Source organism: Hymenobacter qilianensis (assembly GCF_014638675.1).
Lineage (GTDB): Bacteria > Bacteroidota > Bacteroidia > Cytophagales > Hymenobacteraceae > Hymenobacter > Hymenobacter qilianensis.
The window spans coordinates 547,846-563,290 of the sequence record NZ_BMFN01000001.1 but is presented as its reverse complement, the minus strand read 5'-3'; the positions used below and the strand labels follow the sequence as shown (position 1 = coordinate 563,290).

Annotated in this window: 23 protein-coding genes; 22 read left to right on the top strand and 1 reads right to left on the bottom strand. The window is 49.4% G+C overall.

The window, feature by feature from the left end:
• Positions 1–5: 5 nt before the first annotated feature.
• The 21 genes from rplX to IEW06_RS02240 all read left to right on the top strand — a co-directional run bounded on the left by rplX (position 6) and on the right by IEW06_RS02240 (position 12,196).
• Complete coding sequence (rplX, locus tag IEW06_RS02340) at positions 6–308, top strand: 50S ribosomal protein L24 (protein WP_084446029.1); 303 nt, start codon at positions 6–8, stop codon at positions 306–308.
• Between the two features lie 15 nt (positions 309–323).
• On the top strand, positions 324–884 hold the full coding sequence (gene rplE, locus IEW06_RS02335; RefSeq protein ID WP_133271662.1) for a 50S ribosomal protein L5: 561 nt from the start codon (positions 324–326) through the stop codon (positions 882–884).
• Entirely contained in the window at positions 877–1,146 is a 270-nt protein-coding gene (gene rpsN, locus IEW06_RS02330; RefSeq protein WP_084446035.1) for a 30S ribosomal protein S14, read from the top strand. Before rplE ends, rpsN begins: the two co-directional genes overlap by 8 nt.
• Before the next feature lie 203 nt (positions 1,147–1,349).
• Positions 1,350–1,748: a 30S ribosomal protein S8 gene (rpsH, locus tag IEW06_RS02325; protein ID WP_133271663.1), complete on the top strand. Its 399-nt coding sequence runs from the start codon at positions 1,350–1,352 to the stop codon at positions 1,746–1,748.
• 18 nt (positions 1,749–1,766) lie between these two features.
• Positions 1,767–2,321, top strand: coding sequence for a 50S ribosomal protein L6 (rplF, locus tag IEW06_RS02320; RefSeq protein ID WP_133271664.1), 555 nt, complete (start codon positions 1,767–1,769; stop codon positions 2,319–2,321).
• 9 nt (positions 2,322–2,330) lie between these two features.
• On the top strand, positions 2,331–2,684 hold the full coding sequence (gene rplR, locus IEW06_RS02315) for a 50S ribosomal protein L18 (RefSeq protein WP_187734068.1): 354 nt from the start codon (positions 2,331–2,333) through the stop codon (positions 2,682–2,684).
• Between the two features lie 6 nt (positions 2,685–2,690).
• Positions 2,691–3,284 carry a 30S ribosomal protein S5 gene (gene rpsE, locus IEW06_RS02310; protein ID WP_187734069.1) on the top strand — a complete coding sequence of 198 codons (594 nt, stop codon included), beginning with the start codon at positions 2,691–2,693 and terminating at the stop codon, positions 3,282–3,284.
• A 5-nt stretch (positions 3,285–3,289) separates the two neighbouring features.
• Entirely contained in the window at positions 3,290–3,469 is a 180-nt protein-coding gene (gene rpmD, locus IEW06_RS02305; protein ID WP_187734070.1) for a 50S ribosomal protein L30, read from the top strand.
• A 13-nt stretch (positions 3,470–3,482) separates the two neighbouring features.
• Positions 3,483–3,929 (top strand): 50S ribosomal protein L15, encoded by a 447-nt coding sequence (gene rplO, locus IEW06_RS02300; RefSeq protein WP_187734071.1) that lies wholly within the window; start codon positions 3,483–3,485, stop codon positions 3,927–3,929.
• 13 nt (positions 3,930–3,942) lie between these two features.
• A complete protein-coding gene (secY, locus tag IEW06_RS02295) occupies positions 3,943–5,259 on the top strand; it encodes a preprotein translocase subunit SecY (protein WP_187309877.1) in 1,317 nt (438 codons plus the stop codon).
• Positions 5,260–5,262: 3 nt separating this feature from the next.
• On the top strand, positions 5,263–6,033 hold the full coding sequence (gene map, locus IEW06_RS02290; RefSeq protein ID WP_187734072.1) for a type I methionyl aminopeptidase: 771 nt from the start codon (positions 5,263–5,265) through the stop codon (positions 6,031–6,033).
• Positions 6,034–6,037: 4 nt separating this feature from the next.
• Positions 6,038–6,256, top strand: a complete 219-nt coding sequence (gene infA / locus IEW06_RS02285) for a translation initiation factor IF-1 (RefSeq protein WP_086592757.1) — start codon at positions 6,038–6,040, stop codon at positions 6,254–6,256.
• 12 nt (positions 6,257–6,268) lie between these two features.
• Positions 6,269–6,385: a 50S ribosomal protein L36 gene (gene rpmJ / locus IEW06_RS02280; RefSeq protein ID WP_071890035.1), complete on the top strand. Its 117-nt coding sequence runs from the start codon at positions 6,269–6,271 to the stop codon at positions 6,383–6,385.
• A 22-nt stretch (positions 6,386–6,407) separates the two neighbouring features.
• Positions 6,408–6,785 carry a 30S ribosomal protein S13 gene (gene rpsM, locus IEW06_RS02275; RefSeq protein ID WP_084446066.1) on the top strand — a complete coding sequence of 126 codons (378 nt, stop codon included), beginning with the start codon at positions 6,408–6,410 and terminating at the stop codon, positions 6,783–6,785.
• Between the two features lie 74 nt (positions 6,786–6,859).
• On the top strand, positions 6,860–7,252 hold the full coding sequence (gene rpsK, locus IEW06_RS02270) for a 30S ribosomal protein S11 (protein WP_084446069.1): 393 nt from the start codon (positions 6,860–6,862) through the stop codon (positions 7,250–7,252).
• A gap of 143 nt (positions 7,253–7,395) precedes the next feature.
• A complete protein-coding gene (rpsD, locus tag IEW06_RS02265) occupies positions 7,396–8,001 on the top strand; it encodes a 30S ribosomal protein S4 (protein WP_187309879.1) in 606 nt (201 codons plus the stop codon).
• 53 nt (positions 8,002–8,054) lie between these two features.
• Positions 8,055–9,044 (top strand): DNA-directed RNA polymerase subunit alpha, encoded by a 990-nt coding sequence (locus IEW06_RS02260; RefSeq protein WP_187734073.1) that lies wholly within the window; start codon positions 8,055–8,057, stop codon positions 9,042–9,044.
• Positions 9,045–9,224: 180 nt separating this feature from the next.
• Positions 9,225–9,824, top strand: coding sequence for a 50S ribosomal protein L17 (rplQ, locus tag IEW06_RS02255; protein WP_187734074.1), 600 nt, complete (start codon positions 9,225–9,227; stop codon positions 9,822–9,824).
• 213 nt (positions 9,825–10,037) lie between these two features.
• Positions 10,038–11,309 (top strand): phosphopyruvate hydratase, encoded by a 1,272-nt coding sequence (eno, locus tag IEW06_RS02250; protein ID WP_187734075.1) that lies wholly within the window; start codon positions 10,038–10,040, stop codon positions 11,307–11,309.
• A gap of 99 nt (positions 11,310–11,408) precedes the next feature.
• Positions 11,409–11,723, top strand: coding sequence for an FtsB family cell division protein (locus IEW06_RS02245; protein ID WP_187734076.1), 315 nt, complete (start codon positions 11,409–11,411; stop codon positions 11,721–11,723).
• A gap of 35 nt (positions 11,724–11,758) precedes the next feature.
• Positions 11,759–12,196 (top strand): hypothetical protein, encoded by a 438-nt coding sequence (locus tag IEW06_RS02240; protein WP_187734077.1) that lies wholly within the window; start codon positions 11,759–11,761, stop codon positions 12,194–12,196.
• Positions 12,197–12,198: 2 nt separating this feature from the next.
• On the opposite strand, the gene hscA is transcribed toward IEW06_RS02240, so the two are convergent.
• Positions 12,199–14,064 (bottom strand): Fe-S protein assembly chaperone HscA, encoded by a 1,866-nt coding sequence (hscA, locus tag IEW06_RS02235; RefSeq protein WP_187734078.1) that lies wholly within the window; start codon positions 14,062–14,064, stop codon positions 12,199–12,201.
• Between the two features lie 518 nt (positions 14,065–14,582).
• Here hscA and IEW06_RS02230 point away from each other — a divergent pair.
• Positions 14,583–15,413: a murein L,D-transpeptidase catalytic domain family protein gene (locus tag IEW06_RS02230; RefSeq protein ID WP_187734079.1), complete on the top strand. Its 831-nt coding sequence runs from the start codon at positions 14,583–14,585 to the stop codon at positions 15,411–15,413.
• The last annotated feature ends 32 nt before the right edge of the window (positions 15,414–15,445 follow it).

Sequence of the window (15,445 nt, the reverse complement as noted above, 5' to 3'; positions counted from 1 at the left end):
AGCAAATGGCAACGAAAGCAAAAGACCAAAAGCCCGTGAAATTGCACGTAAAAACTGGCGATACCGTTAAGGTGATTGCTGGTGATGAGCGTGGCAAGACTGGTACTATCAAATCGGTGAACCGCACTTCACAGCGCGTTATCATTGAGGGTTTGAATCTAGTGACGAAGCACAACAAGCCGAGCGCAAAAAACCCCCAGGGTGGTATCACCAAGATCGAAGCTCCCATTCATGTGAGCAACGTGCAGCCCATTGACCCCAAGACGGGTGAGCGGGTACGCAAAAATGCCCCCCAGCAAAACGCCTAACCCGGCTTTACGACAATGGCTCGACTCAGAGAAATATATCAGAAAGACGTGGTGCCTGCGCTCCAGGAGAAATTCCAGTTCAAGAGCGTAATGCAGGTGCCACGCATCACTAAAATCTGCATCAACCGCGGTATCGGCGCAGCAGTAGCTGACAAGAAACTGGTTGATAATGGTGTGGATGAGCTAACGACCATTACTGGTCAAAAAGCTGTTCCTACTATCGCTAAGCGTTCGGTATCTAACTTTAAGCTTCGTGAGGGCATGCCCATCGGTGCTAAAGTTACACTGCGTGGCGAGCGCATGTACGAGTTCATGGACCGTCTGTTGACGGTTGCTTTACCTCGTGTACGCGACTTCAAAGGCATCAACGATAAGGGCTTCGATGGCCGTGGTAACTATACCTTGGGTATCAAAGAGCAGATTATCTTCCCAGAAATTTCCATTGACAAGATCAAGTCGATTTCTGGTATGGATATTACCTTCGTTACAACCGCCGAGAACGACGAGCAGAGCTATGAGCTGCTCAAGGCTTTCGGAATGCCCTTCACTAACGCCAAGAAAGAAAACAATGGCTAAGGAATCCGTTAAAGCAAGAGAAAGAAAGCGTATCGCTACAGTTGCTCGTTATGCTGAGAAGCGTAAGGCACTCAAGGCTGCTGGCGATTACGAAGGTCTAGATAAGTTGCCACGCAACGCTTCACCAGTGCGTGTTCACAACCGCGACAAGATCAACGGTCGTCCTCGTGGTTACATGCGTAAGTTCGGCATCAGCCGTGTTACGTTCCGTGAAATGGCACTAGCTGGTAAGATCCCCGGAGTAACTAAGTCGAGCTGGTAGTATGAATATAGCCAGTATGCCTTCTGAAACGGTGTGCTGGCTATTTTTTACTCCGTCTACTAAGTAGACTCAAGAAACCATTGGCCGTGCCCCGATAGCCGAGCCAAGTAGTCTTAACTGAAAATTTCGCTGTTGCTTTCTGCAGCTGCGAAATTTTCTTATCTTTGCGCTCCCTAAAAAGGAGTGTAGCTTTTCTATATCATATGAATACAGATCCAATTGCCGATTATCTGACTCGGGTGCGTAATGCCATCAAGGCAAACCACCGGGTAGTAGAAATACCGGCCAGTAACATCAAAAAGGAAATCACGAAAGTGCTCTACCATAAGGGTTACATTCAAAGCTACCGCTTTGATGACTCGTCGGTACAAGGCACTATCAAGATTGCACTTAAATACAACCCTGCTACCAAGCAGCCAGCTATCACGAAGCTGGAGCGTGTAAGCACGCCTGGTCTGCGCAAGTACGCTCACGTGGAGAATCTGCCACGCGTATTGAGCGGCCTTGGAGTAGCTATCCTATCTACGTCGAAGGGCGTGATGACGGAGAAAGAAGCCAAAAACGAAAACGTGGGCGGCGAGGTGCTGTGCTACGTTTACTAAGCGAGAGGAAACAGAATTATGTCACGCATTGGTAAACTGCCGATCAGCCTGCCCGCTAACGTGCAGATTGATATCAGCAAAGAAAACGAAGTAACCGTTAAGGGCCCGAAAGGAAGCTTGACCACTCCCGTAGACCGCGACATCACCGTTTCTACTGCCGATGGTCAACTCGTAGTAGAACGTCCTACTGAGCAGAAGCGCCATAAGGCTATGCACGGTTTGTATCGCTCGCTTATCAACAACATGGTTGTTGGCGTGAGCGATGGCTATACGGAGCGTTTGGAGTTAGTAGGTGTAGGTTACAAAGCTGCAATGGCTGGTACTACGCTCGAACTGTCTTTAGGTTACTCGCACAATATTTTCTTGGCGCTGCCTAAGGAAGTAACTGCTACTGCTCTTACAGAGAAAGGTAAAAACCCTATCGTTACTCTGACTAGCATCGATAAGCAACTGTTAGGTCAAGTAGCTGCAAAAATTCGTTCGTTGCGTAAAGTCGAGCCCTACAAAGGCAAAGGTGTACGCTTCGTGGGTGAGCAGATTCGTCGCAAGGCTGGTAAAACAGCTTCGAAATAATTTCGCATTATGGCTTTTGATAAAGCAACAAGAAGAAAGCGGATCCAGCGCATCATCCGTACTCGGGTGGCTGGCACGTCCGATCGGCCACGTTTGTCGGTGTTTCGCAGTAATAAAGGCATCTATGCCCAAATTATTGACGATACTATTGGCCAAACGCTGGTATCTGTATCATCTAAGCACGTAACAACGGCTGATGATGCTACCCCAGTAGTTTCTGCTGCTGCAGTAGGCAAAGAAATTGCCTCTCGCGCTCAGGAGAAGGGTATCACCAAAGTAGTGTTCGACCGTTCAGGTTATCTCTACCACGGCCGCGTAAAATCATTGGCAGAAGGAGCCCGCGAAGGCGGCCTCAATTTCTAAATCATCATGGCAGAATTTAACAACAGCAACCGTGGTGGCAATGACCGTGGCGGCAACGATCGTCGCGGTGGTGGCAATGATCGTGGTGGTAACCGGGACCAAGCTCCCCGCGCTGGTGACACAGACCTAAAGGAAAAAGTAGTAGCCATCAACCGAGTAGCCAAAGTGGTAAAAGGTGGTCGTCGCTTTAGCTTCTCTGCAATCGTAGTTGTAGGTGACGGCAACGGTACTGTAGGTTTCGGCCTAGGTAAGGCTAACGAGGTAACTGATGCAATTGCAAAAGGTATCGATGATGCTAAGAAGAACTTGGTAAAAGTGCCTCTCTATAAGCATACAGTTCCTCACGTGATGGAAGGTAAGTATTCGGGTGGCTTCGTTCTAGTACAGCCAGCAGCAGCTGGTACCGGCGTAATTGCAGGTGGTGCTATGCGTGCTGTATTCGAAAGCGCTGGTATCAAAGATGTATTAGCTAAGTCGAAAGGCTCGTCTAACCCCCACAACGTGGTAAAGGCTACCTTCGATGCTCTTTTGAAGATGCGTGACCCCATGCAGATTGCGCAGCAGCGCGGCATCACTCTCCAACAAGTTTTTAACGGCTAGACGAGATGGCGCAGATAAAAATCAAATTGGTAAAAAGCGTGATTGACCGCCCTGAGCGTCAAAAGCGTACGGTTCAGGCCTTGGGTCTGGGTAAAATCGGTAGCACCTCGGAGAAAGAAAACAACCCCCAGATTGCTGGTATGGTGGCCGCCGTGCAGCATTTGATCGAAGTAACCGAACTTTAAGAAGTAACTTAACATGAATCTCAGCAATCTAAAACCTGCCGTAGGCGCAACGCGCAATGAAAAGCGCATTGGTCGCGGTACGGGTTCGGGCCGCGGTGGTACATCTACCCGTGGTCACAAAGGGCAGAAGTCACGTTCGGGCTACTCTAAGAAGTCAGGCTTCGAAGGTGGTCAGATGCCCTTGCAGCGTCGTGTGCCTAAGTTTGGTTTCACGAACATCAATCGTGTAGAGTATAAGGGTATCAACCTTGATGCTCTTCAGAGCCTGACGGACAAAGGCAGCACAACCACTATGGATGTTGCTTACTTTGTATCTAATGGCCTTGTTTCTAAGAATGCCAAAATCAAAATTCTCGGCCGAGGTGAAATCACTCAAGCTGTAGAAGTGCATGCGCATGCTTTCTCTAAATCTGCTGTTGAGGCGATTGAAAAAGCAGGTGGCAAAGCAGTGACTTTATAAAGCCTGACTGGCAATGAAGAAGTTTATCGAGACGATAAAGAACATTTTTGCGATTGAGGATCTGCGTATGCGGATTCTCAATACGCTTTTTTTCATTGCTATCTACCGGCTCGGTTCCTTTGTTGTGCTGCCTGGGGTAGATGCTACCAGATTAAAGCAGGGAGCTGAAGGTCTCTTCGGAATCCTTGATACCCTGTTAGGTGGAGCATTCAGTAATGCTTCCATCTTCGCACTTGGTATCATGCCTTATATCTCGGCTTCTATTGTACTGCAATTGCTAACCATAGCAGTTCCTTATTTTCAAAAGCTGCAAAAGGAAGGGGAATCAGGTCGTAAGAAGATCAATCAATACACCCGTATTCTGACCATTCCAATTGTGATGGCTCAGTCGATTGGCTTCATTGCAACTATCACCCCTGAGGCTATCATTTCTCCTGGTACGTTTTTTACAATCTCCACCATGATAATTATCACGGCTGGAACTTTGTTCTGCATGTGGCTCGGAGAAAAGATTACTGATAAAGGCATTGGTAATGGTATTTCTATGATCATTATGATCGGAATCGTTTCCCGATTCCCAGGAGCCATTATTGGTGAAGCTGCTGCCAAAGGAATGCGTGGATCGCTGATCTTCTTAATTGAGATGGTAGTGCTCTTCTTGGTTGTAATGGCGGTGATTGTGTTGACGCAAGCGGTTCGTCGTATCCCAGTACAGTACGCAAAGCAGGTAGGTGGAACCACACAGCTTAACGCTCAGCGCCAATTCATTCCCTTGAAGGTGAATGCTGCTGGTGTAATGCCAATCATCTTTGCTCAGTCATTGATGTTCGTTCCAGCTATAGTTGCTTCTATTTGGCAAAACGATAGTGATACAGCCAGCTATATTGGAGTTAAGTTTTCAGACTATACATCTTGGCAGTATAACCTTGTTTTCGCTACTCTGATTATTGTCTTTACTTACTTTTACACTGCTATCAGCGTAAATCCTAATCAGATTGCTGATGATTTGAAACGTAGTGGTGGCTTTGTTCCCGGAGTGAAGCCTGGTCGTGACACATCCGAGCATATGGATGAGATTCTGACTCGGATTACTTTACCTGGCGCAATTGCATTGGCTCTGATTGCAATCTTTCCCGCTTTAGCTTTGTTGGCCGGCGTAACTCGTCCTTTCTCTGCTTTCTACGGTGGTACCTCATTAATCATCATGGTAGGCGTTGTATTAGACACGCTTAACCAGGTGGAAAGTTACTTACTCATGCGTCATTATGATGGTATGATGAAGACAGGTAAGTTGAGAGGTAGATCGCAAAATGTAGCGATGGCTTCTTAAGTCATGATCGTTTACAAGACTGAAGAAGAAATAGAACTTATTCGGGCTAGTGCGAAAGTTTTAGCCCAAGCTCACGGAGAAGTCGCGAGCCTTATCAAAGAAGGCGTAACCACCCGCGAGCTGGATAAGCGTGCGGAGGAGTTTATTCGAGACAATGGAGGGCAACCTTCTTTTAAAGGATATAACGACTTTCCTTTTAGCCTTTGCATATCACCTAACTCTGTCGTAGTCCATGGGTTTCCCAGTGATTACACGCTGAAAGGCGGTGATATTGTTTCGATTGACTGTGGTGTATTCCTCAATGGTTATCACAGTGACAGCGCTTACACTTACCCAATCGGGGAGGTTGAACCTGAGGTTATAGACTTATTAGCTCATACTAAACAGTCTTTGTATCTCGGTATCGAGCAAGCGGTGGCCGGCAACCGGATGGGTGATGTTGGCTATGCGATTCAAAGCTTTGTTGAAAAGCAAGGCTATGGAGTCGTTAGAGAGTTAGTTGGTCATGGCTTGGGTAAGAAGCTACACGAGCGACCCGAAGTACCTAACTACGGTAAACGTGGTTCAGGTCTTAAGTTGCAAACGGGGTTAGTTATTGCGATAGAACCCATGGTTAACTTAGGTGTTAAGCACATTGTCCAGGAGAAAGATGGTTGGACCATCCGCACCAAAGACAAGAAGCCTTCAGCACATTTTGAGCATACAGTAGTTGTTAGAAAAGACAAGGCGGAAATTTTAACCTCCTTTGAGTACATAGAAAAAGCCTTACAGTAGCCTTATGGCCAAACAATCCTCCATTGAGCAGGACGGAGTAATTCTAGAAGCACTCTCTAATGCGATGTTTCGTGTAGAGTTGGAAAACGGCCACCAACTGGTGGCCCACATTTCTGGGAAGATGCGTATGCACTACATTAAAATTCTGCCTGGAGATAAGGTGAAACTAGAAATGTCACCCTACGATCTGTCGAAGGGACGCATTGTTTACCGTTACAAATAATTTACTGACGACATGAAAGTCAAAGCATCGGTCAAGAAGCGCAGCGTTGACTGTAAGGTAATTCGCCGCAAAGGCAAACTTTACGTCATTAACAAAAAGAACCCACGCTATAAGCAGCGTCAAGGTTAAACCATTCGTTTTAAAGAAGCATATGGCTCGTATTGCAGGGGTTGATATCCCGGACAACAAGCGTGGCGAAATCGCCCTCACGTACATTTTCGGCATTGGCCGTTCTTTAGCTCAGAAGATTCTTGGTCAAGCTGGTATCTCTGTAGACAAGAAGGTTAAGGATTGGACGGAGGCTGAAGCCAGCGAAATCCGTGCTATCATCGCCGCCCAGCACAAGACTGAGGGTGTTTTACGCTCAGAAGTGCAGCTTAACATCAAGCGCCTGATGGACATTGGCAGCTACCGTGGGCTGCGTCACCGCAAGGGACTACCTGTCCGTGGACAGCGTACCAAGAACAACTCGCGCACTCGTAAGGGTAAGCGTAAGACTGTTGCCAACAAGAAGAAGGCTACTAAATAACCAGTAGCGGAAATCGGTGCTTGCTTAGCATATTGAGCGGGCATCAACACCTTCCGCGTTTTTGCGATAACTAAATGGCACAAAAGAGAAAAGACAAAGCCAAGAAGCGCGTTGTCGTTGTTGAGCAAGTAGGCCAGATTCATATCAAGGCTTCCTTCAACAACATCATCATTTCCATCACCAACAATAATGGTCAGGTTATCTCCTGGGCTTCTGCTGGTAAGATGGGCTTCCGTGGCTCGAAGAAGAATACTCCATACGCTGCTCAGATGGCAGCTACGGATTGCGGTAAAGTTGCCCATGACTTGGGCATGCGCAAAGCTGAAGTATTTGTAAAAGGACCAGGCTCAGGTCGTGAGTCGGCTATCCGTACCCTCCAGAATGTGGGCATTGAGGTAACTACCATCCGCGACGTAACACCGCTGCCCCACAACGGCTGCCGTCCGCCTAAGCGTCGTCGCGTCTGATATACTGAACAGGCAAAGCGTAGACTTAGTGTCTGCGGATTTGCCCCCTGGTGTCGGGTTTCCGATGCGTATGCACCTGCTGCAACGCGTCTGCGAGGCTCGACATTCGCGGTTCAACCCCTGCAAAACTCAACATCCTCGAAATGGCACGTTATACCGGTCCTAAAACCAAGATTGCCCGTCGCTTCGCTGAGCCGATTTTCGGTCCGAGCAAGGCACTCAACAAAAAGAATTACCCCCCCGGCCAGCATGGTCGTGGTCGTCGCAAGAAACAGTCGGAATATGCTATCCAGTTGATGGAGAAGCAGAAGGTAAAGTACATGTACGGTGTACTTGAGAAGCAATTCGAAAACCTGTTCCATAAAGCTGCAGCACTTCCAGGTATTACTGGTGATAACCTGCTGGCTCTGTTAGAGTCACGTCTTGATAATACGGTTTATCGCTTAGGAGTAGCTCCTACTCGTCGTGCTGCTCGTCAATTGGTATTGCACAAGCATATCACTGTAAACGGTGAGGTAGTCAACATTGCGTCGTACAAACTGCGTCCTGGTGACATTATTGGCGTTCGTGAGAAGTCAAAGTCGCTGGAAACAATTACTACCAGCCTGAGTGCTCGTAATGCTCGCGCTTTCTCGTGGTTGGAGTGGGACGGCAAGGAAATGGTGGGCAAGTTCACCAATGCCCCCTCACGTGAGTTGATTCCTGAGAAGATCCAGGAGCAGCTGATCGTCGAGCTGTACTCGAAGTAATCGCCTTTTGGCAATCTTCGTTTTTCCCTTGTTGTATTTTTAAAGCCCCACTTATGTCAATCTTAGCTTTTCAAATGCCGGAGAAAGTTGTGATGGAGAAATCCGATGACTTTTACGGAACGTTTGAATTCAAACCGCTGGAGAAAGGCTACGGCGTCACGATCGGCAATGCTTTGCGCCGTATCCTGCTGTCGTCGCTAGAGGGCTATGCCGTTACATCGGTTCGCACGCCCAGCGTGCTGCACGAGTTCATGACCATTGAAGGTGTGATTGAGGACATGTCCGAAATCATTCTAAACCTAAAGATGGTTCGCTTCAAAAAGGTAAGCGACGCTATTGAGGACAAAATCACCGTCCGCATCAAAGGTCAGGAAACATTCACGGCCGGCGATATCAATAAGTTCACCAATGGCTTCCAAGTTCTGAACCCGGAGTTAGTTATCTGCCACGTAGATACTAATACCGAACTGGAGTTTGAACTAGCCGTGCAGAAAGGTCGGGGCTATGTACCCGCCGAAGAGAATAAGCCTACCGATCAGGTATTCGGGCAAATTGCTATCGATGCCATCTTCACACCTATTAAGAACGTGAAGTATAGTATTGAGAACACCCGCGTAGAGCAGAAGACTGACTATGAGAAGCTTCTCATTGAGATTCAGACTGATGGCTCTATTCACCCAGAGGAAGCACTGAAAGGTGCTGCTAATATCCTGATTCAGCATTTCATGCTGTTCTCCGACAATACAATGACCTTCGAAACGGCTAAGGCTGAAGAAGAGGAAACTGTAGACGAGGAGACACTGCACATGCGCAAAGTTCTGAAGACGCCATTGGCGGATATGGACCTGTCAGTGCGTGCTTACAACTGCCTCAAGGCTGCCGACATCAAAACGCTCGGTGACTTGGTACAGTTGGATATGAGTGACATGATGAAGTTCCGCAACTTCGGTAAGAAGTCGCTGACGGAGTTGGAGAATCTTGTTGAAGAAAAAGGTCTAAACTTCGGTATGGACCTGAGCAAGTACAAGCTCGACGAAGACTAGTATTCAGACATGATGGCTGAATTGTTGATGGCTCTATGCCTAAGCAGTTCAGCCATTATTTTTAATTTTTTTCAGTGTGCCCGAGGTTGGGCGGTTCTAATGAGGTGGCTGCTAAAAGCGAGCCGCCCGCCGTGGTCGCCCAACGCAAGCACATACACCCCGCATACTCAAAATAACAAAATGAGACACGGTAAAACCCTCAACCACCTAGGCCGCACGGCTGCGCATCGTAACTCGATGCTGTCTAACATGGCTTCTTCGCTGATCATGTATAAGCGTGTATCAACGACGGTAGCTAAAGCCAAAGCTTTGCGCAAGTTTGTAGAGCCTCTGCTGACTAAGGCGAAGAGCGATACTACGCACGCTCGTCGTATGGTATTCGCGACTCTACAGAACAAGGAGTCACTAAAAGAGTTGTTTGGCGACGTAGCAGCCAAAATTGCTAACCGTCCTGGCGGCTACACTCGCATTATTAAGCTCAGCGAAAACCGTTTGGGTGACAATGCTGAGTTGTGCATCATCGAGTTGGTTGATTACAACGAGACGTTGCTGGAAGCTAAAAATGCTGGCGAAGCCAAGACGACAACTCGTCGCTCACGCGGCCGCAAGAAGTCGGCTACGGCCGGTGAAGGCGGTTCTTCGGCTGAAGTAGTATCTGAGCCTACAGCCGCTGCTCCGGTAGTAGCTACTGCTGCTCCTGAAGACACGCCTACGACGACCGTGAAGGAAGACGAGACGCGTGATGAAGCGAAAGCCAAAGACGAAGAAGCTGCTTCATAGTCTTAAGATAACTAAGTGAAAAAGGGCGTACCATTTGGTATGCCCTTTTTTCGTTTGGGGGTTCTGGGGGGCAAATATTAGCTTATGACGTATAGGCCGCTTTCCTCTACGGCTAATTCCTTACCTTGCCAGCACCTTTTAGCAGTTCCAAACTCTAACTTAGCTTTAAGCAAAGCGGCTTTTCGCTTCATTTTCAACCTTTATTATTTCATCATGAGCATTATCTCCGCCATTCACGCCCGGCAGATTTTTGATTCACGCGGCAATCCTACAGTTGAAGTAGATGTGACGACAGACAACGGGGTAGTAGGTCGTGCGGCCGTTCCGTCAGGGGCTTCCACTGGTAAGCATGAGGCTGTGGAGCTACGCGACGATGATAAGTCGATGTACATGGGCAAGGGAGTGCTCAAAGCCGTGGAGAACGTCAATAGCACGATAGCTGAAGAGCTGATTGGCTTCTCGGTGTATGAGCAAGGCTTGCTCGACCGGATTATGCTGGAACTGGATGGTACGCCCAATAAGGCTAATCTCGGTGCTAACGCTATCCTGGGTGTGTCGCTGGCAATTGCTCGCGCGGCGGCTCAGGAAGCAGGCATGCCGCTTTACCGCTACGTGGGCGGGGTAGGCGCCTCAACGCTGCCAGTGCCCATGATGAACATCTTGAATGGCGGCTCCCACGCCGATAACTCTATCGACTTCCAGGAGTTCATGATTATGCCCGTAGGAGCCGAGTCATTCTCGGAAGGCTTGCGCTGGGGCACTGAGATATTTCACCACTTGAAAAATGTGTTGAAGAAGCAGGGCCTGAGCACCAACGTGGGTGACGAAGGTGGCTTTGCTCCGAACATAAAGTCCAACGAGGACGCTATCAAGGTGGTGTTGCAAGCTATTGAAACGGCTGGATACCGTCCAGGCGAGGACGTGATGATTGCCATGGACGCAGCCAGCTCAGAGTTCTACGAGAATGGTATGTACCATTTTAAGAAAAGCTCCGGCGATAAGCTGACTTCATCCGAGATGGCCAACTACTGGGCTGACTGGGTTAACAAGTATCCTATCCTGAGCATCGAAGATGGTATGGATGAGGATGACTGGGCCGGTTGGAAGCAGCACACGGAAAGTCTGGGGGGCAAAATTCAGCTCGTAGGCGACGACTTGTTTGTTACTAATGTAGACCGTTTGCAGCGCGGTATTGATGAAAACATTGCCAATGCGATTCTGATTAAGGTAAACCAGATTGGTACGCTTACGGAGACAATTGCTGCCATTAACCTTGGCCGTCGCAATGGGTATAAGAGCGTAATGTCGCACCGCTCGGGTGAAACTGAAGACAATACTATTGCTGACTTGGCAGTAGCTCTGAACACGGGCCAGATCAAAACGGGCTCCGCGTCGCGCTCCGACCGGATGGCCAAGTACAATCAGTTGCTTCGTATCGAGGAGGAATTAGGTGAAATAGCCTACTATCCTGGCCGCAAAATGTAGTTATTCAGATTGCGCTAATTCTTTCCTGATTAGCTAATACCAGCAAAACGGCACCATAGCTCCATAGGCTGTGGTGCCGTTTTTAGTATATTTGAGCCTATGAGCTTTTCCGTTTTTCTTGCTTCCGCAGCGCGCGTTGTACGCAGCTTTTACTTTCTGACTGGGGTAAGCTTCTTAGTGTGGATGTTCGTTTTCGACGCCAACGACCTGCTTAAGCAGTATGATATGTATAAAAAATGGCGTGAGCTGCAAACGGAGAAGGAGTACTACCTGACCAACATTGAGACGGTGAAGAAGGAGCGAGCGGAACTGCTCAGCAGTCCAGAGCTATTGGAGAAGTTTGCTCGTGAGCGGTATATTATGAAGCGTCCCGGTGAGGATGTGTTCATATTAGTACCGCAGGAAGAGGAATAATGCAGACGCCGATTATGGACAACTGCCACCCGCAAATGCGTCCTTGGCGCCTAGGGGGCAAATTAGTAGTATTAGCGCTACTGCTGCTACTGAGCCTGCCGGCAGCCGCTCAATCCTCTCAAATTCAGGTAGCCAGAGAGTTTCTGATTGCAGTGCTGCGCGGCGACAACTCCGCGGCATATAAGCTTCTGGCACCTGAAGTGAGTAATACTGTCTCAAAGAAGCAGTTTCGGGCAGCGGTGCGGCCCTTGTATGAGCAGGGGCGAGAGCTAGGTCGCCCAATCGCATTGTATAAGCTGGGCTTACGGCTAGGCGAAGAGGCACAACCTCGCTACTTCTATGCTTTCTCGTTCAAAAGCGACACGCTGCAGCCCACGCCGCGCGTCATGCTCGACGTTACATTTCGGGATACTACGGCCATGCGTATTCTGAGCTTTGGTATGATTCCGGCCCCGCAGAGCAAGCGCAAGTAGGGCTACTCGATTTTCTTGCCCGTCATGGCCTGCTTAATGGAGATGTTCATTACGCGCTCGGCAAAAGGGCTGGTGAGGCCTTCCAGCTCATCTACGGCTTTTAGAATTGTGTCCTTATCCTGGGTAGTAAGGGCGTCTTTCAGATTCTGAACCGAGGCGGCGGTCAGCGTGATTTCGTCTTCGGTTAAGTACTGAGAGTTCTTATCGACAAAGCGTTCCACCTGATAAATCATCTGCTCGGCTACGGTGCGCGCTTCGATTACCATGCGCGCAGTCACATCCTCACGTGCGTGGGTGAGGGAGTCCATGAGCATCTTTTCTACCTGCTCATCGGTGAGGCCGTACTGAGGCTTTATTTCGACAGCCTGATGGGTATTTGAGCGAAGCTCCAGAGCCTCTACTTTCAGAATGCCGTCGGCATTCAGAATAAAGTTAACGTCGACTTTGGGCAAACCCGCGGGCATAGCCGGGATGCCGCGAAGATCAAACTCGGCCAGCTTACGATTTTCCTTTACTAAGTCGCGCTCACCCTGGTACACAGAAATTTTCAGATTCACTTGCCCATCGACGCTGGTCGTGTACTGGCGCCCAGCTTTGGTCGGAATCTTGGAGTTTCGGGGGATGATGGGGTCCATGAGCCCGCCCAAGGTTTCGATACCCAGCGTGAGTGGTGTCACATCGAGCAGCAGAACATCCCGACGATTGCCACCCAATATGTCGGCCTGAATAGCAGCTCCCAGGGCTACCACTTCGTCGGGGTTGAGTGAGCTGTTGGCCGGTTGCTGGAAGAATTCGGACACCGTATCATATACCAAGGGCACCCGCGTCGAGCCTCCTACCAACAGTACCGCGTCGAGGGCGCTGGGGGGCAATTTTGCGTCCGTTAGGGCCTGCTGGCAGGCGTTGATGGTACGAGCCACCAAGGGACGTATCAGCTCATTAAACTCCGCTTTGGTAAGATGCACCTGACCCACACCCGGTAGATCGGCCGTGAATTCGTCGTGTTGGCTTAAGTGCTTTTTGGCTTGTTCGGCGGTTAGCCGGAGCTGTTGCTGAAGCTGCCCATCGGTGGCAGTAGCGAGCTGATCAGATAAGTTGTGCTGCTGAATCCAATGCTCACTTACCAGGCGGTCGAAGTCGTCGCCGCCAAGGTACGTGTCGCCGTTGGTGCTGAGTACCTCGAATATTCCCTGCTGAATGCGCAGAATGCTGATGTCGAAGGTGCCGCCGCCGAGGTCGTACACGGCGACGGTTTTCTCCTCATCGGGCGATAAGCCAATGCCGTAGGCCAGCGCAGCGGCGGTGGGTTCATTCACGATGCGTAGCACTTCCAAACCAGCTAAGCGGCCGGCGTCGCGGGTGGCCTGGCGCTGCGAGTCGTTGAAGTAAGCCGGGACCGTGATTACAGCCTTATTAACGGGCGTTTTGAGCGCGTGCTCCGCGCGGGCCCGCAGCTCTTTCAGAATCTCAGCGGAGAGCTCGATAGGGGAATAAAAATGCCCCCCAACGCGGATTTTGACTAAGCCTTCCGAGTTATCATCAATGATTTTATAGCCCAGCTGTCCGGCGTGCTCCCCCAGGTCGCGGTACGATTTGCCCAGCAGACGCTTTACGGAGTAAATCGTGTTCTGCGGATCGGTGAGGAGATATTGCTTGGCGTCGGTGCCAACGATGGGATCATCATCGGCAGGGAAGTGAACTACGCTGGGCACAATGGTGCCGCGGCCCTGATCGTTGATGGCCACCGGCTGCCGGCCTTCGGGGTGAATGTAGGCCACTAAGCTGTTCGTGGTGCCCAGATCAATGCCAACGATGATTTCTTCCTGCTGAATACTCCCGGTAGAGAGGTTTATTGCGACTTTAGCCATGAATGCGAAGGACAACGCGCCGAAGCGGTAGATGAGCAAAGCGAATTTGCAGCTAGCAACTAACTAGAACCGCTTTGGAGCAACAAAAGTAGATAAGAAATGTGGGCAGCCTTTGTTTACGCCTTCAGCGAAGAAGTGATAGTAAGATTGAGAAGGAAATAAAATCCTTTCATGAAAACGGCCGCGCAACCCCAAACGGCTGAAATATGCGCTCTACATCGTCCAGACATTGTTTTTTACGGTAAGCCGCTTAACTTGTATAGAGTTACAGAGTGAGGCTGACCCATGAAAAGAGCTGGCTCGACGGTGGCATCCGAAGGTCGGAAAAACGTCTGATGATCGGCTAGTCAGGTAGGGATGAAAGGCCTTAAGGGAATCAAAAAGGCCTTCGGGATGTTAAAACAACTCCTAATACTCTTAAATAAATAGCTATATCTTAAGGCTTTGCGTATAATAGCCTTTGTGTGAAGAAGGTAAGCTCTGCTTAGCTAAGTTACTCATCCTAAAGAACCAAGCAGATGGAAAAGACCAGTGTAGTACATCGTCAGCGTTTGAAGCGCCGTGCCCGTCGGGTAGTAAGGCGCATGCTGCCCTTTATGGCTTCGCTGTTTATGGCCACCCCGCTGGCCACGCCCATCAAAAGCACTATGGCTAATGCGAAGGGCGTAGAGGTTAAAATGCCGACGGAAAAGGAAATGGAAGCTGCCTTTTTCGATCAGCGCATGCACGATCTTTACCGCGACCTGAACGTGGAGCAGCAGGGCTTACGCTTTGAAGTGTTTGAGAAAGCCATGACCGGCTACCTCAATCTTCGGAATGAAGACAAGCTCGGTGATAAGCAGCTTCTAACGGTTGTTGACTTCGAAATGCCTTCTACCGAGAAGCGGTTGTGGGTACTGGATCTTGATAAGAAAGAAGTAAAGTTTAACACGCTTGTGGCTCATGGTCGCAACTCGGGCGAAAACCTGACCAGCACTTTCTCCAATGAGAACGAGTCGAACATGAGCAGCCTGGGCTTTTATGTAACTCAGGACGAGTATATCGGCAAGCATGGCCGCTCACTCAAGCTGGAGGGCGTAGATGAAGGCTACAACAACAATGCTCTGGCCCGCTCCGTCGTAATGCACGGCGCCGATTACGTGAGTGAGGAGTTTGTTCGTCAGTATGGTCGTTTGGGCCGCAGCCTTGGTTGCCCAGCTTTGCCCATGGACCAATACGCTCAGATTATTGATGAGGTAGGCGGCAAAACCTGCTTGTTCCTCAATGGTCCGGATGAGAACTACTCTTCTAAATACCTAAACCACGATGTGGCCTTATCCGCTCTGGTTAGTGCCAACCAAATGATATAAGGCTAGTCGCTCGATAAAAAAGCCCCCCAGAA